Raw genomic sequence first — 17,251 nt, forward strand, 5'->3', positions numbered from 1 at the left:
GGTCGGGATGCGTACCGCCATGCGGCGCAGCTTTCCGCCTTTGCGAGCGACGGATTCAAGGTCATTGGAGCGGGATATGCCGTGCATTCAACTATCCTTTTTCTTCGGAAGCCTGGGGGCGCTTCAGTCAGCGACGAACATCAGATCGCTGAAAGGGGGTTATTGAAGAGCAGCGGTTAGGCTTGTGCTGCAATGCGGCATTTCTTTGATCGGCGTGGAAGATTAAGCCTTTGTTTTCTAAATATAACCTTGGCGCGAATAAATGCGTGCGCTTCGCCCCGCAGATAACATCTTGTCACCGCTTCGGCACGGCCTTGAGGTAGGCGGCGATTGCCTCGAGGTCGCTCTTCGGCAGGTGCGCGAGGTTCCTCTGGACCTCGGCCATCGAACCGCCGACGGTATCGAAGTCCGGGGTAAAGCCGGTCTCGAAGTAGTTGGCGATATCGGCCTCGCTCCAGGAGCTGACGTCTTTGGACCCTGGCGTGATGTCCGGGATGCGGCCCGGGCCGTCCGGATTCGGAGCGCCCGCGAGCCACATATCGTTCTCGAGACCGCCGAGCGCGTCACGCGGCGTATGGCATTCGCCGCAATGGCCGGGGCCTTCGACGAGATACTGGCCGCGCTTCAGCTTGTCGTCCGGATTGGCGAGCGCGACGTGTTGCGCGTCGTTCAGATAGAGCAACTTCCAGCCGCCGAGCGCCAGCCGGATGTTGTAAGGGAACGGCAGCTCGTGCGGCGGCGCGACATTGGGGCTCTTCGGCAGCGTCTTGATGTAACCGAAAAGGTCGTTGATGTCCTTGTCGGTCATGCGCGTATAGGAGGCGTAGGGAAAAGCCGGATAGAGGTGCTGACCGCCGGGGCCCACGCCACGCTTCATGGCATTGCCGAACTCCGCCAGCGTCCACGAGCCGATGCCGGCCTTTTCGTCCGGCGAAATATTCGGCGTATGAAATGTGCCGAAGGGCGTTTTCAGCGCAAGGCCGCCTGCGAGCGTGAGCTTTGCATCGCCTTCGGAACCAGGTGCCGCATGGCAACTGACGCAGCCGCCTGCCCAGAACACCTGCTCGCCGTTCTTCAGATCCGGCGCACCGAGATTGGCCCAGTGGCTTTCCGGCAGCGCGCTCGGCGCGGTGATGAAGTAAAAAACAGCACCGCCAATAAAGACGACACCGATGAGACAGAGCACAAACCGGATGAATCTACGGACCACGCGCCGCTTCCTCTTTTTACCGATGCAACGGCTAAAGATAAACCGGTCCGCGCCGGCGGCAAGGCAGGCGCGGACCGATGGATTGGAGGGGAATAGTCTGTTTGCTATTCTGTCTTCAGGCGGTAGATCTCGTGACAGCCGCCGCAATTGGCGCCGAGCGTCTTCAGCGCACCGCCGACTCCGGCCGCGTCGGCCGGAAGCTGGGCAAGGATCGTCTCAGCGTCGGTTCCGAGCTTCGCGGCGCGTGCCTTGAAGTCATCCATGTTCTGCCAGATCTTCGGGCTCGCGGCCTTGTCGCCCGTTTCCGTGCCCGGCTTGAACTGGTCGGGGAAAACCTTGGCGGTTTCGGAGATCGTTGTCAGCGCCGTCTTGATCACCTCGGCGTCGTAGGGCTTTTCACCTTTGGCGATCGCCGCCAGCGCGCCGGCGGCAGCACCGTTCTTCTTCATCAACGCTGAGCGCGCTTCGTGCGTGCCGTCCTGCGCGAAAACCGCCGTCACCGCCACGCCGACAAGCAAGACACCCGCCGCAATTGCCTTGAATTTCATATCTTCACTCCTTTTGATACCGAGATCTTTGGAGGCCGGCGCCTCATATTCGCGGCCGCATGATGGCAAATATATTCAAGGCTCGAAGTAACAAGTGGGTGATATCACAACAAATTCAGAATGGTAATGGCGCGCCTCCACGCACTTTTGACGGAGGCGGTCCATCCTATTGCACCATCCTCCAGCCATGCCAGGCGGTCAGCACGGAGACGATGATCAGCAATGCACCGGCGACGCGGCCGACGACGATCGTTGCCTGCGGATTGGAAATCAGCAGCTGGCGGCTTCGCGATGCTGTCAGCGCCACCGCGCCGTAGATGGCGAACTGCGTGGCGAGCGTCATGGCGCCCATGATGAGCCCCTGCAGCCAGATCGGCCCGTAGGCCGGCTTCAGGAACTGCGGGTAGATGGCGAGCATGAACAGATAGGCTTTCGGATTGATGAGGCAGGTGATCGCGCCCTGCCGGAAGGCGCGCCAACCGGAGCGCACGCTCCCCTCGCCCACCGCATTCACCGTGATGGAACTGCGGATCAGCGTGAAGCCGATCCAGATCATGTAGGCCGCGCCCAGAAAGAGCAGCGGATTGAACAGCGAGGGAATGAGGCTCGCGAGGATGCCGACGCCGATCGCGCCATAAAGCGAATGCACCGCCCCGCCGGCCATGATGCCGGCGGTTGCCGCCATGCCACGGCTTCGGCCGCCGGTCAGCGAATTGGCGAGCACGAAAAGCATGTCCATGCCCGGCACGATGATGATGCCGAAGAGAAGCGTGAAGAAGAGCCAGAGGTTTTCGGTGTAGGTCATGTCAGTTGTCTGCCTTCAAATCCGGCGGCCGGCTTTGCGAACCGCCTTGTATTTCAATTCGATAGGCAGATGGTATATGCAAGGCCAACTGACAGTGTATTGTCAGGAGCCTTCATGGAGACCGGCAAAAATGCGCAAGGCCGCGCGCCTATTCGAGATCATCCAGATTCTTCGGCTGGCGAAGAAGCCGATGACGGCTCAGGCGATGGCCGATGCGCTGGAAGTGACCGTGCGCTCCATCTATCGCGATATCGCAGCGCTTCAGGCGATGCGCGTGCCGATCGAGGGCGGGCGCGGCATCGGCTACATCATGCGGCCGGGCTTCGACCTGCCGCCGCTGATGTTTTCGATCGAGGAGATGGAGGCGATCGTACTGTCGCTGGCGCTGCTCGAGCGAACCGGCGATGCCGAGCTGAAGCAGGCGGCCAAACGCGTGAACCAGAAGATCGCCGGCGCAGTGCCCGGACCGCTGCGCCAGGCGATGGAGAACAAGGCACTCTTTGCCTGGGGTGCGGTGGCGCAAGCGCCCGCCGGTTTCGATCTCGGCATGGTGCGCCGGGCGATCCGCGACGAGCAGAAGCTGGCGCTCGACTACCGCGACGAACTCGGACGCGCGAGCGAACGCACCATCCGCCCGATCGCGCTGATCTATTATTCGCACTATGCCAATATCGTCGGCTGGTGCGAGCTGCGGCAGGCGATCCGCAATTTCCGCAGCGATCGGGTCGAGCATTGCGAAACGGCAGCCGCCTTTTTTCGCGGCGGAGGCGACCGGCTGCGGGAGGATTGGATGAACGGCTGGGCCACCCCTCCGGCAGCCGGTTAGCGCATCAAAGATTGGCGCCGCCCGAAACCTCGATGCGCTGGCCGTTGACCCAGCGGTTGTCGTCCGACAGCAGCGAGGCGATCATCGGGCCGATGTCATCGGCGATCCCGGCACGGCCGAGCGCGGTCGAGTCGGCGACCATCTTGTTGTACTGTGGATTGTCGCGCACCAGACCGCCACTGAAATCCGTCTGGATGGCGCCGGGTGCGACCGTATTCGCCGTGATCCCACGAGGGCCGAGTTCCTTTGCGAGATAGCGCGTGAAGACTTCGATCGCCCCCTTCATCGAGGCGTAGGCGGAAATGCCGGGTACGGTGAAGCGCGCAAGCCCGCTCGATATGTTGATGATCCGGCCGCCATCGGCCATCAGCGGCAGGAGCTTCTGCGTCAGGAAATAGACGCCCTTGAAATGCACGTTGACCAGTTCGTCGAACGCTTCCTCAGTCATCTCCGCAATTGAAGCGTGGTGGCCCGCCCCCGCATTGTTGACCAGATAGTGAAAATGAGTCTGGCCAAGGGCTTGCAGGACGTCTCCCACCTGGCTCACGAAGCCGTTAAAGTCGGCTATCCGCCCGGTGTCGAGCTGCAGCGCGATGCCCTTCGCGCCAAGCGCCTCGATCTCGGCGACCGCAGCGTCGGCTTCTGCCCGATTTGCGCGATAGGTGAAGATGACATCGACACCGCGCTTTGCGAGATTGACGGCGGTGTTGCGGCCGAGGCCCCGGCTGCCGCCGGTGACGATGGCGACCCTGGATACTGTTTTTGCTTGGTTTTCGTTCGGCATCTTTTCTTCCTCTGTCGGAGTTGATGGCTGCAGAGTAAGCCCGGGAGGCGGCCCTATTGAATGCCGGAACTCTCGAATTTCTTGCCTATTCCTCCAACCGCCTTGCGGGTAACGCGCCCATGCCTCATATGGTTTCAGCGGCCGGACCGTAGGCGGCAAGGAGAACTCGGGAATGCTGAGAGCGCTGAAAGAGGCAATCCAAAGCTATATCGACAGCACCGCCGGAAAGGCGGACGGCCGCTTCCAGACGCCGGTCGAGGCGCTCTCCGTGTCGCGGGTCAGCCAGCCCGTGATGCCCCACCACATGATCTACCGGCCGACCATCTGCATCGTCGTCCAGGGCGCCAAGCAGATCATGGTGGGCGACCGCTCTTTCGACTATCACGAGATGCAGTCGCTCGTTGTCACCTTCGAGGTGCCGGCCCTCGGGCAGATCACCAAGGCGAGCGAGGAGGAACCTTATATCGGCCTCAACATCGACTTCGATGCCGTGATCCTGCGCGAAGTGATGGAGGCGATGGAAGAGCCTCCGCGGCCTGCGGGCGACGGTGCTGCCGGCGTCTTCGTACAGGATTTCGACGGCGTGCTGGCCGACTGCGTGTTGCGGCTTGTGCGCCTGACGCAGACGCCGAAGGCGATCCCCGTCCTCTATCCGGCTATCATGCGCGAGATCTGCTACTGGCTATTGACTGGCCCGAACGGCGCGGAAGTCAGCAAGCTTGCGCTGCCGGGCAGCCATGCGCGCCGGATGACCGACGCGATCAACCTGCTCAGGGAGAACTTTGCCGAGCCCATGCGCATCGAGCAGCTTGCCGCCGTGGCGCGGATGAGCCCCTCCTCCTTCCACCAGCATTTCAAGCAGCTCACGGCGATGACGCCGCTGCAATACCAGAAGAATCTCCGGCTGCTCGAAGCGCGCCGCCTGATGGTTTCGGGCGGCGTGAGCGTCGCAAGTGCCGCCTATCAGGTGGGATATGAAAGCGCCTCGCAGTTCAGCCGCGAATATGCCCGCATGTTCGGCACGCCGCCGAAGCGCGACGTGACGGAAATGAAGGTCCAGCCGCTGCAGGCGGTCGCCTAAAACGCGAGCGTGCGGCTTTCCTCGCGGCCGAAGCCGCGGATTTCCAGACGGTCGGCGAAGGCTTCGACGATGGCGAAGGTGTTTTCCGTTTCGGTGTCGACCATGCCCTTGAAATTGACGAAGTGGCAGCCGCCGCTTTGGCCATAATTGCCCACGTGATTGTGCCCGCAGAAATAGGCCACCGCATTGTCGTGTTCGGCAAGGAGGCTCACGATGCGCTCGGCATCCCACATATTGTGGTCATTTTCCGGATAGACCGGATAGTGGCACATGACGATGACGCGCTCGCCGGCGGCCTGGGCCCTCTTCAGGACAGCCCGCAGCCAGAGGAACTGCACGTCGCCCAGGGAGGCGTTCCAGGGATTGGCATTGACCGCGCCTCGTGCCCTCAGTGCCTTCAGCCGCTCATCGGCCAGCGCGCGGCGCGGGTCGTTCTCGGGCGGCGCAAAGACGCTGACCTCGTTGCCGTCGAGCATGACGAAACGGGTGCCGCCGACGGCGAAGTCATAATAGGGCTCGCGCATGCCGACCCTGTCGAAGACCGAGGCAAGACGGTCCTTCGCGACGGCGAAATCGTGGTTGCCGAGCAGGAAATAGCGCTCGTGCCTGAGCTTGTCGTAAAGCGGCAGGATGGCATCGAAGCTTTCCCAATTCCCGTCGATGATATCGCCAAGCGTCACGACGAAAGCGAGGTCGGCCTTGTTGAATTCGGCGATGGCTTCGGAGACCTTCGCGAGACTGTTGGCATAGTAGCGGTCCATCGCGAGATCGGGCGCGAGGGCGGCATATTGCGGGTCAGCGATGACGCCGAAACGAAAAAGGGGATTTTCGGTAGAGGACATGGGGCTCGTTTAGGATTGGCGGGTGACAGGGATGTGACGATGACGGGGTGTGTTTGGTTGCTTGCGAACCGGCGCATTCGGATCAACCGAGTGAACGGATATCTCGAGCGACCTCGCTCATATCATTGTTGAGTTGGTGATCCCTGCGCTCGAACGTGCGGACCACGGCGTTCGGAATCGCTTTCGCATAGAGATGAACATGGGCAGCCGGCACCACGGCATCGTCGGCACCATGATAGAGATAGACGGGAACGCCGGGGGGAAGGCATTCTGAGAAGTCCTTGCAATCGGCGATATCATCGCTCGGCCATCCGCCTTCACCGACGAAGGGTGCCGCGATGACAAACAGCCCGTCGAACCTTTGTTTCGGTGGCTGCTCGGCAAGCACATGGATCAAGATGGTACCGCCGATCGAGTGGCCGACGAGAATTGCCCCATCCTCCAGGGATTCGAATTCTCCGATGAGCGCAACCTTCCAGGCCGAGTAACTAGGATCGTCCTCGCCGGGCATTCGGGGGTAGCGGACGGCATAGCTTTCGCCGAGTTCGCGCTCAAGGCTCGCCACGAGCTTATCGTCCCAGCGATCGTGGACGCCTTCGCCGGCTCCTTGAATGAAGAGGACCTGCTTAGCCATGGCGGCATTTTATTCGGCAAATGCTGCTGGGTGCAAGGCCGGGCTACGGTGGGTTATGTTTGGCTGCTTTGCGCCAACAGCGGCCATAAGGCTTGGGATCATCAACGACTTTTCTCTCGAAGAGCCTCCGCGATCACCGAAAACGCGGGAAGATTCTGCCGACGGCTTGGATAGTAAAGATAATAGCCCGCGAACTTGGGTGTCCAGTCATCGAGGATGAGCTGGAGACGCCGTTCCGCGACATGCCTTTCGACATAGCTTTCCGGCACGAAGGCGACGCCATATCCTTGAAGGGCTGCGTCCACCATCTCACGATCAGTGTTGAAGATGAGCTGACCCTCCACCCTCACTCGGACCTCCTCGTTGTTCTTTTCGAACTCCCAGCCGTAGAGCCCGCCCACCCGGTCGAGACGCCTGTTGATGCAGTTGTGATGCATAAGCTCTTGCGGCGTCGTCGGCACAGAGCGGGTCTTGAAATAGTCGGGGGACGCTACAGCGACCAACCGCCAGTCCGGCCCGATCCGCACCGCGACCATGTCCTTCTCAAGGCTCTCGCCGAGGCGCACGCCCGCGTCGACGCCGTCTTCGACGATGTTGCGGAAACTGCTGTCGACGTTAAGTTCCAGCTTGATATCTGGATATTCCCCGAGGATGGGGGAGAGCTTCGGCCACACCACGCTCTCCATAGCGTGGTTTGACAGGGTAATCCTTACGGTGCCTACGGGCTTGTCCCTGTACGCCATCAAGGCCTCGATGTCGGCCTCGATCTCCGAGATGCGCGGCGCGAGTGATTGCCGAAGGCGCTCCCCAGCTTCCGTGGTCGCCACGCTCCGTGTCGTGCGCGTCAGGAGCCTGAGCCCCATCCGTGCTTCGAGTTCCTTGACCGCGTAGCTGAGCGTCGACTGCGCAACGCCCAGCTTGGCCGCGGCCCTCGTGAAACTGCGCTCCTCCGCGACTGCGAGAAACAGGAGCAGCTCATTGAAGTTCTCGCGGGCCATGATGACTCTCCGGATGGGTCGGCTGCAGATCATTAATAGCCGAATTCGATAAATCCATGCAAATTGCGACGGCTAATCCGAGCTATCCAGTGGTGCTATCTATCTCCCGAAAGAATGACGCGGGCATTCGGCCCGAACAGGAGACGACCATGCTCAGCACTGTGCTTCGCGCCCCCGGCGACATCCGCTGCGAGGAAGTCGCAGAACCCAAAATTCAGAAACCCGCCGACGCGATCATCAAGCTCGCTGCGTCCGCAACCGTCCCCACTGCATGAACAGCCCCTTTCGAGGTGAACGACCGATGGACATGACCTACGACATGAGGACGGAAACGAAGACCACGCCTTGGAGTGCCGTCATCTGCATGATGCTGACCTCCTTCGTGCTCGTCGCGTCGGAATTCATGCCGGTCAGCCTGCTGACGCCGATCGCTGACGAACTGGGGATCACCGCAGGCCAGGCGGGTCAGGCGATTTCGATCTCAGGCTTCTTCGCGGTCATCGCTGCCTTGTTCAGCAACGTGCTGCTCGCGCGGTTCGACCGACGCTTGGTGATCCTTTCCTACACCATCGTGCTCGTGGCTTCGGGTCTGGCGGTCACGTTTGCCCCGAACTACCTGGTGTTCATGTTCGGCCGCGCCCTTATCGGGGTGTCGATCGGCGGCTACTGGTCGTTGTCGACCGCGATCATCGCCCGCATCGCTTCCGGTTCCGACGTGCCGAAGGCTCTCGCCATGCTCCAAGGCGGCAGCGCCCTGGCGGCGGTCATCGCAGCTCCGCTCGGAAGCTTCCTAGGGGGCCTGATCGGCTGGCGCGGCGCCTTCTTCGTCGTAGTGCCGATCGCCGTTGTCGCCTTCGCCTGGCAGGCCATCGTCTTGCCCCGGATGCCGGGTGGCCAGGGCGGTTCGCTTGGCCGGACGTTCAGCCTCATGGGCAACCGCGAGTTCGCGCTTGGCATGACAGCGATGATCCTGTTCTTCATGGGACAGTTCGCACTGTCGACCTACCTGAGGCCGTTCCTTGAGGACATCACCCGTCTCGGCGTCAACGTGCTCTCGCTCGTCCTTCTCGGGATTGGACTTGCCGGTCTCGCCGGAACCTCGTTGATACCCTCCATCCTGCGCGCTCACATGGCGCACGTTCTGATCGGGTTTCCGGTGGTTCTGGTGATCATCGCCTTGGCGCTCGTCGGTGTGGGTCCCTTTGCGTTCGCAACGGCTGGTCTGCTGGTTCTTTGGGGTTTGCTGACGACGCCGGTTCCGGCGGCTTGGACGACCTGGATGACCCGCGTTATCCCCGACCACCTTGAAGAAGGCGGAGCCTGGTTCGTCGCGCTTATTCAGTTCGCGATCACCTCAGGGGCATTCGCGGGTGGGCTACTATTCGACAGCGCCGGATGGTGGAGTCCGTTCGTGTTCAGCGCGGCTGTTTTTCTGGCATCGGCGATCATCGCGGTCATATTTACGCGCTCGCCGCACAAAAACGCATAAGGAGTATTACTCATGGATATCATCCGAAACGGCTCGCAGGCATCAAGTAAAGGTCCCGCCGACTGGTTCAGCGGCACGGTTCGCGTCGATCACTTGTTCCAACCGAACAGTTCCCGTCGCGCCGCCGCGGCCCTCGTCACCTTCGAACCAGGGGCACGCACGGCCTGGCATACGCATCCGCTTGGCCAGACCCTGATCGTCACCGCCGGCCTCGGCCGGGTCCAGCGCGAAGGCGGTTCTGTCGAGGAAATCCGCCCAGGAGATGTCGTGGGGTTCGAACCCGGCGAGCGGCACTGGCACGGTGCTGCTCCGAACAACGCCATGAGCCACATCGCCATTCAAGAGAACCTTGATGGCAAGGTCGTCGACTGGATGGAACAGGTCACCAACGAGCAATATGAGGCTTGGCAACAACCCATAGCGCGAACGTGACGCTGTTATATCGTTCCAACACTGCAAGCCGTTCTCGTTGAATCGCAGCGTGGCAGTTTCTGCACGCTCCCTCTCAAGTTCGGCCGACAAGTCTGCAACACGTCGATGTTGCTCCAGCGTCGCACGAGCCGCATCCTTGTTCTCGTCTGCCTCAGCCATATCGCCTCTCTGAGGATGTCGGGACGAAGATAGACATCTTGTGAGGTAAGAAAGAGCGGGGTTCGCAATGACCGTTTTGGGCCGGATGTCGCCTTCGCGCCAGGAGCTGACATCGCATCCAGCCGTTGGCACTCAATGATCAGGCCGATCTCCGGTGACCGGTTCGGACCCCAACATCGTGGCAGCACAGCGCTGGCAATGCACATCAGCTCTCTGTAAGGCCACACGGAGCGAGGACGCCGGCTCGACATTGGCACGGTGTGGCTGCCGGTCGCATACAGACGAGGCGGTGCGGGTCAACTTCCCCCTTTGCCCGCCTGCCCAGCCCATGTGCTCGGCGGCAGTCAGCGGATTGAAGAAGAGCCTCCAGCGCACTAGTTGCCGCCACGCATGCCAAAGCCTGTGTGGTGAGGGCGATGTCAATGCCTGCTGAACATGAGGTAACGAAATCTGAGGAGGGTTCCATGCCAAGCATGCGCGCTGTTGAAGTCAAAAACGCCAACGGACCGTTAGAACTTGTCGAACGCGAGGTTCCGAACCCCGCTGCCGGCCAGGTTTTAATCAAGGTCCAGGCGTGCGGAATATGTCATAGCGACGCGTTTACGGTGATGGGGGCATTTCCCGGCATTGCCTACCCGCGCGTGCCAGGCCACGAAGTGGTCGGAGTTATCGAGAAAGTCGGCGAACGGGTGCCCAATTGGCAGCCTGGCCAACGCGTCGGGGTCGGCTGGCATGGCGGCCATTGTGGGCATTGTCGCTCCTGCCGACGTGGCGATTTCATAACCTGTGAGAACGCGCAAATTCCGGGGATCAGCTATGACGGCTATTCTGACTACATGGTTGCGCCTTTCGAAGCGCTGGCTGCAATCCCGGATGAGCTCGAGGCAGCCGAGGCCGCGCCCCTTCTATGCGCTGGGATCACGACCTACAACGCATTGCGCAACAGCGGCGTTCGCGCGGGCGATACCGTTGCAGTGCTTGGTATTGGCGGTCTCGGTCACCTTGGGGTGCAATTCGCCGCGAAGATGGGCTGTCGCACGGTCGCCATCGCACGCGGCGCCGACAAGGAGCCGTTGGCGCGCAAGCTTGGTGCCCATCACTACCTTGACAGCACGGCACAGGATGTGGCCGCCGAGCTAAGCAAGCTGGGTGGAGCCCGCGTGATCCTGTCCACCGTTACCAATTCGCAGGCGATGAGCGCGGTGCTTGGCGGGCTGGCCGTTGATGGCAAGATGATCGTGGTTGGCGCTTCACCCGATCCGATCGAGGTCTCCCCGTTTCTGTTAATTGGCGGCCGCCGCGGCATTCAGGGATGGCCGTCTGGGACCTCGATTGACTCGGAGGACACCCTGGCTTTCAGCGCCCTCGCCAACATTCGGCCAATGATCGAAACAATGCCGCTCGAGCGGGCTGCAGAGGCCTATGAGCGGATGATGAGTGGCGCGGCGCGGTTCCGGATGGTCATAACGACCGGCAAATAGTCCGTCTGTACCGAAACAGAAATGTCTGGCGACGCGCACCGAACAGTCGCCAGACGAACATGCAGCGCAACGAGGAAGCCGCGATTAAAAATTGCTGTGTCATTAGCCGGTGGCAGTAGGCGGTCGCATCTTTCCTTGCGAGAGTCGCTGGGCCGTGCTCTCATGCTGGGCGTTCTTTGGAACTGACATGGGTCAACCTCGGGGATGACTATGAAGCTGGTTAAAATGTTACTCAGGTCTTCGCTCGTCTCATCGGTGGTTGCCATGATGATGGCGGTATCGCCGGTGACAGTTCCACGTGAGGCAAACGCTCAAACCAATATCAACATCAACATCGGGATCGGCACCGATCTCAATAGAGGTCGCGGGATAACCTGCAGTCAGGGAGAGCGCCTGCTCCGTAATCGCGGCTTCCGGGATATTCGTCGCATCGATTGCCGGAGCAGGTTCTTCGTCTATCGCGCCTGGCGCAGCAATGCACGCTTCGAGATCGCAATTCGTCAACGCGATGGCCGCGTTGTCGACATGCAGAGAATTAGTCGGCGGCGATAGCTTCGCGCCGATTTTAATCTAACGCAGCGAGATTTCGCCAACTACATGGGCATGCCATTTCGCAGCTACCAAGATATCGAAAGCGGTCGCAGCCCCGCTCGGCCCGGTCATTTAAGGGCCGCGGAGATGGCGGCGATTACGATTGCTCGAGAGTCCTCGGAGCGAGCCAAGCGCTTCCTCTACATCTCAAAGACATGATTCTGTCGGTTGCAAAGACGCTCGACCGATAGCAAGCCCGCTCCGGGTTAAGGGCGGGCTGTGGTGGGATTGGCTGCTTACTCAGCGGGCGCGTAGCCTTCGGGTCGCTCCCCTTAGAGCATGCGAAACATAACGAAGGCGTCGACGTAACCGCGCGAAGGATGAAGGAAGACTTCGGGAAGCCGCCCGACAATCTCAAACCCAAGAGACTGCCATAGCCGCACCGCGCGTTCGTTGCTACTGATGACGAAGTTGAACTGCATTGCCCGAAAGCCCTTCGCGCGAGCATGCGCAAGTGAGTGCTCGTGCATTTGCCTGGCCACACCTCGGCCACTTGCCGCTGCGTCTGTCATATAACCGCAGTTGCAAACATGTCGTCCGCCGCCCGCCTGGTTCGCGCGTATGTAGTATGTTCCGAGGATCAGGCCATTCTCTTCCGCGACGAACGTTTCACGGTCCGAACCCATCCAGTAAGCCAATGCATCGCTTTTGCTAAGATTGGGGTCGAGCGCATAAGTCTCGCCGGCGCGAATTGTCGGACCAATGATCCGCCAGATGGCGCTTCGATCATCGTTGCTCGCGGGCCGGATTAGCATCCCTTAAACTACCGTGGAAATAGAGCACACGCAACGCGCTCGGCGGTATCAGCTAACTCCGGCTTGTCGGTCTCGACGCCGCCGCCGTTCTGTTCCCGCCAGCGGGCTGGTTTATAGCGATCGCGGTAGCGACCCTCGACCCAATCGTCAGCCCTTTTCGCGAGGTCTATCCCGCCTGACGCTTTCGCGCCTCTGGCTGGCGACCTTGTTTGGGGAACTTTCATTATTGGCCTCACAGACGCCGAGCTTGTCCACCCATTCGCCGGCCGGACAAGGATATGCGTCGGCTAGTGCCCATGCGCCGAAGGCCTGAGCGTTGTATTTAGCAATTTTCGGATGCGCCTCTCCGTATACAACAACGGCTCTTGCCTCCGTCGGTGATGACCGCTTTGGGCCGAAAGCCGTCGTCGCACTGCGCCGCATTGCGCCAGTAGCGGTCATGGGCGATTGACCTAACCACAATGATGCTCTTGGTCGACTGACCGACGCACAAGCCGACGTTCAAGCCAGCGGTTCTCCAAACGTGATCCGAGCCCGAACCCTGGTTCAAGATGCGGCAGTCAGTTCCGGGGTCGCCGAGGGGTCCTCAGTTGACAAATGACCGGCGGCCCATAGTCTGCGTGTACGCCTTTGAGATCGCCATCGTTTTTCGGAGATGAGGATCATGCCTATGGCAAAGTGCTTGAGACGGTTTCTGCTGGTGAATCTTGCCCTTTGCCTTTCTGCTTTCGCGGCGGGCGCTGCGACGCTGGACACGCTCACCCAGCGCGGCAGCGTGCGCATCGGCTATATCGCCGACGAGGCGCCCTTCTCCTCCAGCAAGCCGGGCGCCAATCCGACGGGATATGCCATCGATCTCTGCGGCAAGATCGCCGATGAAGTAGAGCGTCAGGTTCCGCAACTGAAGCGCGAATACGTCGAGATGACGCTCGCCAACGGCTTCGATGCGGTGAAGAATGGACAGGTCGATCTGCTCTGCGGTGCGATCACCGTCAATTTGAAGAGGCGGGATATCGTTGACTTCTCACAGCCAATCTTCCTGACGGGGGCGACCGCGCTGCTCCGCAAGGATTCGCCCAACAACCTGCAGACTCTTTTTCTCGACAAGCCCGCTGTCCGCCCCGTTAACCGGCGTGTCGCATCCACGCGCGTAATCGGCGTGCGTGCAAGCACGACAACGGCAGCGACGCTGCGCGACGCACTGGCAACCCAGGTGTCGGAGACGAAGCTTGCCGATTTCGAGACGCACGAGGACGGGCTTGCCGCGCTGGAGGATCACAAGATCGATGCCTATATCGCCGATCAGGTGCTGCTCATCAGCCTGGCTACGCGGGCGCGCGATCCGTCCTCGCTCGAGATCGGCGATCGCCTGCTTACGCATGAACCCTATGCGATAGCGCTACGCCGCGACGACGCCGACTTCCGCCTGCTGGCCGATCGTGCGTTGACGGATTTCTATCTGTCGGACGATTTTCTGCCGCTGCTGGAAACCTATTTCGGAACGGAAGCGCCGATGCTGCACACGCAAATCATGATGGAGCATGTGCCCTATTGATATCTCGCGACATACGACCGCTTCGAGCCGGAACCAGTCCTCAACTTCGCAGGAAGCCCAAACGAAAACACCCGGCGTTGCAAGGCGCCGGGTGCTGAAAACGGATCGCGAGGGATCGCTTACTTCGTTGCCGCTTCGTAGCGCTCCAGGACATAGTCCCAGTTGATCAGGCTGTCGATGAAGGCTTCGAGATACTTCGGGCGGGCGTTGCGGTAGTCGATGTAATAGGAGTGCTCCCAGACATCGACGCCGAGGATCGGGGTCGCGCCGTGAACGAGCGGGTTTTCGCCGTTCGGGGTCTTGGAGATCTCGAGCTTGCCGTTCTTGACGGAAACCCAGGCCCAGCCGGAGCCGAACTGTGTCGCGCCGGCATTGGCGAAGTCGGCCTTGAACTTGTCATAGCCGCCGAGATCGGAGTTGAAGGCTGCTTCCAGCTTGCCGGGCAGCTTGTTGCCGCCGCCGCCCTTCTTCATCCACTTCCAGAAATGGATGTGGTTGTAGTGCTGGGCGGCATTGTTGAAGAGGCCGGCATTGGTGCCGAAGGACTTCTTCACGACCTCTTCGACCGAGAGATCGGCCATGCCTGCTTCAGCCGCGAGCTTGTTGCCGTTGTCGACGTAAGCCTTGTGGTGCTTGTCGTGGTGATACTCCAGCGTCTCCTTCGACATGAAGGGTGCCAAAGCTTCGTAGTCGTACGGGAGTGCGGGCAATTCGAAAGCCATTGTAGTCTCCTCTTATGTGGTGGTTCGGCAGGTGAGGCGGAACATAGGAGTGGAAACGGACCGAGGCAACGGTGGAAACATCAAAAAAACGACAACCTGCGAGGAAAATTTGCCTCGCGTTCAGGTCTCGCTTCGGCGGCCGAAATCGCTGATCATGGCGGCATCGAACCAAGCTTTGCGCAGGCACCAGACCGCAAGGAACCAATGATGCAAAGGAATAATATCCGCCTCTTCTCCGTCGTGCTTGTCGCGATGACCGCAGGCAATGCGGCGGCGTCCTCGGACGAGGCGTGGAAGGAATTTGCCGCGGATGTGGAGGCCAAGTGCAAGGAGGCCGCCGCCCCGTCGGTGGTCGATGCGAGGGCCGTGGTCGATCCCTTCGCCAGCGAGCATTACGGACTGGCGCTGGTGACCGGCAGGCCGAAAGGCGCCAACGGCTTCGTCACGCATATCTGCGTCTACGACAAGCGATCGAAGGCTGCGGAAATCGGCAGCGAGCTGGACACGCAGGCGCTCGACCTGCTGCCGGAAGAATAAGGCGCGCCGCCGCCCCGCCTGCGCATCAAAAAAGCTGTTGATTTCATCGAAGGATGTTTTGACATGCCTTAATCTCGTGGCGTTAGATGCGCCACAAGTTATCCGGGCAAAGATCGTTAGGGCAACCTTTGAGAGGATCAACTTAATTAGCGTGAATTCATAAATAGAACTGCTTTTTGACATCGAACTTTTGGGGCGCGAGTGATGGTCATGAGTTTTTTCCGCCGCGGCGAAGAGACCGGCAAGACGGGGGTGCAGGTAGCAAGCCCAGCCTATCGTCAGATTTCGATAACCGAACAGCCGGTGAGCCTGAAGGCGGCAGCGCCCCAGCCTTACCAGGTTCCGGAGATCAACGATTTCGAGGCGTTCGGCTCGGCTCTGGAAGAAAACCAGCAGAATTCGCAGGACCTGCTTGCCAGCCTCTCCTCGCTGCAGGAACGGGTTTCGACGCTGCTCGGCGCCCATGGCCAGTCTCTGAACGAGACGGGTGCGCTCAGGGCCGAATGCACGCGGATCAGCTCGCTTCTGGACTATGAAAGCGGCGCCCGCCGCAAGGCCGATCAGGAGAATGCCCGCCTGACAGGCGAAAACAAGGACGTTCGCACGGCCAACACCCAGCTGCGCACGGAGATCGATGCCATTCGCGAGGAATTCGCCAAGCTGCAGAATGTCCACGGCGTCACCTGCGAGGAGTTCAGCATCATCGAGATGCGCCTGCGCGACGCCGAGGGCGAACTCGCCGAGCGGGCGATGCAGTATGACGAGGCCTCGACGCTTCTGAAGCGCGCCCAGCAGGAGCTCGACAACCGCAGCCGCGAGCTGTCCGCGACCCGCGAAAAGCTCGATCTGGAAACGACCGCCCATCAGCTTCTGGCCGAGACCTCGCGCCGTGAAAGCACCATGCAGGCCCGAGACCTCGCCCGCCTGACGGAAGAGCGCGGCCACCTGAAGGCAAGCCTGATGGAACAGGAGGCGCTGGTTGCCAACCTGCAGACGGCGGTCGCCAACCTGAAGCAGGAACTGTCGCTGGTAGAGGAACGCCACAAGCGGGCCGAAGTCGAGCTGCATACGTTGCAGACCTCCTCGGCGCTCGAAATCGCCCACCTGACGACCAAGACCGAGGCCGTCGGCTCCAAGGCGGAACTCGTCGAGAAGCTGCTGATCACCGCCAACGGCCGCAACAAGATGACGGACGAGGAGCTGCAGGCGGCGCGCGCCGAGATGAAGCGGCTGAAATCCGAGCTCGCGGCGACGATCTCGCGTGCCGAGCGCGTCGAGGACGAGCTGCGCCGCGCCCGCATGAGCGGCACCGAGAGCGAAACGGCGCGCCGCGAACTTGCCGCCTACAACAACGAACTGACGGTGAAGCTGCGCGAGACCGAAAGCCTGCGCTCACGCCGCGACCGCGAGGCGGATGCCATCAAACGCGATCTCGATACGCGTATCGATTCCGACCGCCATGAGATCAGCCAGCTGCGCACCAGCCTGGAGATCGCCAAATCCGAAATCCGCCAACTGCGTGCCGAGCGGGCGATCCTGAACGGCCAGCTGGAGGTGGCGCGCGGCGAGCGGGCGATGGCAGCGCCCACCGTCTTCGAGGAGCAGGAAAGCGCGCGGATGCCGGCAGCGCATTTTTCGCCGATCATCGAGATTTCCGAGAAGTCGCTCCGCATGCATGACAGCGCAGTCGTGGCCGATGAAGACCCTGCGCTTTACGAGCGTGGCGAGCGACCGGGTATGCCCACCGCGGAGTAAGCGAACAGCTGCATCTCCAGGCCTTGTTTTCGCCGGTATTTTAATGG

19 protein-coding genes and 1 pseudogene are annotated in these 17,251 nt (G+C 60.9%); 11 read left to right on the forward strand and 9 right to left on the reverse strand.

Features of this window, described 5'->3' with window-relative positions:
* Positions 1–295 precede the first annotated feature (295 nt).
* The 3 genes from ACPYOJ_RS26490 to ACPYOJ_RS26500 all read right to left on the reverse strand — a co-directional run bounded on the left by ACPYOJ_RS26490 (position 296) and on the right by ACPYOJ_RS26500 (position 2,563).
* The gene (locus ACPYOJ_RS26490) at positions 296–1,210 is read right to left on the reverse strand and encodes a cytochrome c (RefSeq protein ID WP_481418901.1); all 915 of its coding nucleotides are present in this window, start codon (positions 1,208–1,210) and stop codon (positions 296–298) included.
* A gap of 104 nt (positions 1,211–1,314) precedes the next feature.
* Entirely contained in the window at positions 1,315–1,758 is a 444-nt protein-coding gene (locus ACPYOJ_RS26495; protein WP_481418902.1) for a c-type cytochrome, read from the reverse strand.
* A gap of 166 nt (positions 1,759–1,924) precedes the next feature.
* Positions 1,925–2,563, reverse strand: a complete 639-nt coding sequence (locus ACPYOJ_RS26500) for a LysE family translocator (RefSeq protein ID WP_481418903.1) — start codon at positions 2,561–2,563, stop codon at positions 1,925–1,927.
* 130 nt (positions 2,564–2,693) lie between these two features.
* On the opposite strand from ACPYOJ_RS26500, the gene ACPYOJ_RS26505 reads away from it, so the two are divergent.
* Positions 2,694–3,389: a helix-turn-helix transcriptional regulator gene (locus tag ACPYOJ_RS26505; RefSeq protein WP_481418904.1), complete on the forward strand. Its 696-nt coding sequence runs from the start codon at positions 2,694–2,696 to the stop codon at positions 3,387–3,389.
* A gap of 4 nt (positions 3,390–3,393) precedes the next feature.
* On the opposite strand, the gene ACPYOJ_RS26510 is transcribed toward ACPYOJ_RS26505, so the two are convergent.
* Positions 3,394–4,173, reverse strand: coding sequence for an SDR family NAD(P)-dependent oxidoreductase (locus tag ACPYOJ_RS26510; protein WP_481418905.1), 780 nt, complete (start codon positions 4,171–4,173; stop codon positions 3,394–3,396).
* A 172-nt stretch (positions 4,174–4,345) separates the two neighbouring features.
* On the opposite strand from ACPYOJ_RS26510, the gene ACPYOJ_RS26515 reads away from it, so the two are divergent.
* Positions 4,346–5,254 carry an AraC family transcriptional regulator gene (locus ACPYOJ_RS26515; RefSeq protein ID WP_481418906.1) on the forward strand — a complete coding sequence of 303 codons (909 nt, stop codon included), beginning with the start codon at positions 4,346–4,348 and terminating at the stop codon, positions 5,252–5,254.
* Here ACPYOJ_RS26515 and ACPYOJ_RS26520 read toward each other — a convergent pair.
* The 3 genes from ACPYOJ_RS26520 to ACPYOJ_RS26530 all read right to left on the reverse strand — a co-directional run bounded on the left by ACPYOJ_RS26520 (position 5,251) and on the right by ACPYOJ_RS26530 (position 7,728).
* Entirely contained in the window at positions 5,251–6,096 is an 846-nt protein-coding gene (locus ACPYOJ_RS26520; RefSeq protein WP_481418907.1) for a metallophosphoesterase, read from the reverse strand. The genes ACPYOJ_RS26515 and ACPYOJ_RS26520 overlap by 4 nt on opposite strands.
* An 82-nt stretch (positions 6,097–6,178) precedes the next feature.
* Positions 6,179–6,730, reverse strand: coding sequence for an alpha/beta fold hydrolase (locus tag ACPYOJ_RS26525; protein WP_481418908.1), 552 nt, complete (start codon positions 6,728–6,730; stop codon positions 6,179–6,181).
* Positions 6,731–6,831: 101 nt separating this feature from the next.
* Positions 6,832–7,728, reverse strand: coding sequence for a LysR family transcriptional regulator (locus ACPYOJ_RS26530; RefSeq protein ID WP_481418909.1), 897 nt, complete (start codon positions 7,726–7,728; stop codon positions 6,832–6,834).
* Between the two features lie 149 nt (positions 7,729–7,877).
* On the opposite strand from ACPYOJ_RS26530, the pseudogene ACPYOJ_RS26535 reads away from it, so the two are divergent.
* The 6 genes and pseudogenes from ACPYOJ_RS26535 to ACPYOJ_RS26560 form a co-directional block, all read left to right on the forward strand.
* A pseudogene (locus ACPYOJ_RS26535) lies at positions 7,878–7,982 on the forward strand (IMP dehydrogenase); the annotation flags it as partial.
* Positions 7,983–8,029: 47 nt separating this feature from the next.
* Positions 8,030–9,217 carry an MFS transporter gene (locus ACPYOJ_RS26540; RefSeq protein WP_481418910.1) on the forward strand — a complete coding sequence of 396 codons (1,188 nt, stop codon included), beginning with the start codon at positions 8,030–8,032 and terminating at the stop codon, positions 9,215–9,217.
* Between the two features lie 12 nt (positions 9,218–9,229).
* Complete coding sequence (locus ACPYOJ_RS26545; protein WP_481418911.1) at positions 9,230–9,649, forward strand: (R)-mandelonitrile lyase; 420 nt, start codon at positions 9,230–9,232, stop codon at positions 9,647–9,649.
* Between the two features lie 623 nt (positions 9,650–10,272).
* The gene (locus ACPYOJ_RS26550; protein ID WP_481418912.1) at positions 10,273–11,289 is read left to right on the forward strand and encodes an alcohol dehydrogenase; all 1,017 of its coding nucleotides are present in this window, start codon (positions 10,273–10,275) and stop codon (positions 11,287–11,289) included.
* Positions 11,290–11,499: 210 nt separating this feature from the next.
* Positions 11,500–11,841, forward strand: coding sequence for a hypothetical protein (locus ACPYOJ_RS26555; protein WP_481418913.1), 342 nt, complete (start codon positions 11,500–11,502; stop codon positions 11,839–11,841).
* A gap of 51 nt (positions 11,842–11,892) precedes the next feature.
* The gene (locus ACPYOJ_RS26560) at positions 11,893–12,039 is read left to right on the forward strand and encodes a hypothetical protein (protein ID WP_481418929.1); all 147 of its coding nucleotides are present in this window, start codon (positions 11,893–11,895) and stop codon (positions 12,037–12,039) included.
* Between the two features lie 113 nt (positions 12,040–12,152).
* Here ACPYOJ_RS26560 and ACPYOJ_RS26565 read toward each other — a convergent pair whose 3' ends face one another.
* The gene (locus tag ACPYOJ_RS26565) at positions 12,153–12,635 is read right to left on the reverse strand and encodes an N-acetyltransferase family protein (RefSeq protein ID WP_481418914.1); all 483 of its coding nucleotides are present in this window, start codon (positions 12,633–12,635) and stop codon (positions 12,153–12,155) included.
* 670 nt (positions 12,636–13,305) lie between these two features.
* On the opposite strand from ACPYOJ_RS26565, the gene ACPYOJ_RS26570 reads away from it, so the two are divergent.
* A complete protein-coding gene (locus ACPYOJ_RS26570) occupies positions 13,306–14,190 on the forward strand; it encodes an amino acid ABC transporter substrate-binding protein (RefSeq protein WP_481418930.1) in 885 nt (294 codons plus the stop codon).
* A gap of 119 nt (positions 14,191–14,309) precedes the next feature.
* Here ACPYOJ_RS26570 and ACPYOJ_RS26575 read toward each other — a convergent pair whose 3' ends face one another.
* Positions 14,310–14,912, reverse strand: a complete 603-nt coding sequence (locus ACPYOJ_RS26575) for a superoxide dismutase (protein WP_168828807.1) — start codon at positions 14,910–14,912, stop codon at positions 14,310–14,312.
* 207 nt (positions 14,913–15,119) lie between these two features.
* Here ACPYOJ_RS26575 and ACPYOJ_RS26580 point away from each other — a divergent pair, with 207 nt between their 5' ends.
* Together ACPYOJ_RS26580 and ACPYOJ_RS26585 are read left to right on the forward strand one after the other, a co-directional pair.
* The gene (locus ACPYOJ_RS26580; protein WP_481418915.1) at positions 15,120–15,449 is read left to right on the forward strand and encodes a hypothetical protein; all 330 of its coding nucleotides are present in this window, start codon (positions 15,120–15,122) and stop codon (positions 15,447–15,449) included.
* A gap of 210 nt (positions 15,450–15,659) precedes the next feature.
* Positions 15,660–17,204 (forward strand): hypothetical protein, encoded by a 1,545-nt coding sequence (locus tag ACPYOJ_RS26585; protein ID WP_481418916.1) that lies wholly within the window; start codon positions 15,660–15,662, stop codon positions 17,202–17,204.
* The last annotated feature ends 47 nt before the right edge of the window (positions 17,205–17,251 follow it).

This window comes from Rhizobium sp. SVR5-9E (assembly GCF_056755095.1).

Excerpts from the sequence above, each read along its gene's own strand:
- ACPYOJ_RS26495 (WP_481418902.1), bottom strand. The coding sequence starts at position 1,758 with ATGAAATTCAAGGCAATTGCGGCGGGTGTCTTGCTTGTCGGCGTGGCG.
- ACPYOJ_RS26500 (WP_481418903.1), bottom strand. The coding sequence starts at position 2,563 with ATGACCTACACCGAAAACCTCTGGCTCTTCTTCACGCTTCTCTTCGGC.
- ACPYOJ_RS26505 (WP_481418904.1), top strand. The coding sequence starts at position 2,694 with ATGCGCAAGGCCGCGCGCCTATTCGAGATCATCCAGATTCTTCGGCTG.
- ACPYOJ_RS26510 (WP_481418905.1), bottom strand. The coding sequence starts at position 4,173 with ATGCCGAACGAAAACCAAGCAAAAACAGTATCCAGGGTCGCCATCGTC.
- ACPYOJ_RS26515 (WP_481418906.1), top strand. The coding sequence starts at position 4,346 with ATGCTGAGAGCGCTGAAAGAGGCAATCCAAAGCTATATCGACAGCACC.
- ACPYOJ_RS26520 (WP_481418907.1), bottom strand. The coding sequence starts at position 6,096 with ATGTCCTCTACCGAAAATCCCCTTTTTCGTTTCGGCGTCATCGCTGAC.
- ACPYOJ_RS26525 (WP_481418908.1), bottom strand. The coding sequence starts at position 6,730 with ATGGCTAAGCAGGTCCTCTTCATTCAAGGAGCCGGCGAAGGCGTCCAC.
- ACPYOJ_RS26530 (WP_481418909.1), bottom strand. The coding sequence starts at position 7,728 with ATGGCCCGCGAGAACTTCAATGAGCTGCTCCTGTTTCTCGCAGTCGCG.
- ACPYOJ_RS26540 (WP_481418910.1), top strand. The coding sequence starts at position 8,030 with ATGGACATGACCTACGACATGAGGACGGAAACGAAGACCACGCCTTGG.
- ACPYOJ_RS26545 (WP_481418911.1), top strand. The coding sequence starts at position 9,230 with ATGGATATCATCCGAAACGGCTCGCAGGCATCAAGTAAAGGTCCCGCC.
- ACPYOJ_RS26550 (WP_481418912.1), top strand. The coding sequence starts at position 10,273 with ATGCCAAGCATGCGCGCTGTTGAAGTCAAAAACGCCAACGGACCGTTA.
- ACPYOJ_RS26555 (WP_481418913.1), top strand. The coding sequence starts at position 11,500 with ATGAAGCTGGTTAAAATGTTACTCAGGTCTTCGCTCGTCTCATCGGTG.
- ACPYOJ_RS26560 (WP_481418929.1), top strand. The coding sequence starts at position 11,893 with ATGCCATTTCGCAGCTACCAAGATATCGAAAGCGGTCGCAGCCCCGCT.
- ACPYOJ_RS26565 (WP_481418914.1), bottom strand. The coding sequence starts at position 12,635 with ATGCTAATCCGGCCCGCGAGCAACGATGATCGAAGCGCCATCTGGCGG.
- ACPYOJ_RS26570 (WP_481418930.1), top strand. The coding sequence starts at position 13,306 with ATGGCAAAGTGCTTGAGACGGTTTCTGCTGGTGAATCTTGCCCTTTGC.
- ACPYOJ_RS26575 (WP_168828807.1), bottom strand. The coding sequence starts at position 14,912 with ATGGCTTTCGAATTGCCCGCACTCCCGTACGACTACGAAGCTTTGGCA.
- ACPYOJ_RS26580 (WP_481418915.1), top strand. The coding sequence starts at position 15,120 with ATGCAAAGGAATAATATCCGCCTCTTCTCCGTCGTGCTTGTCGCGATG.
- ACPYOJ_RS26585 (WP_481418916.1), top strand. The coding sequence starts at position 15,660 with ATGAGTTTTTTCCGCCGCGGCGAAGAGACCGGCAAGACGGGGGTGCAG.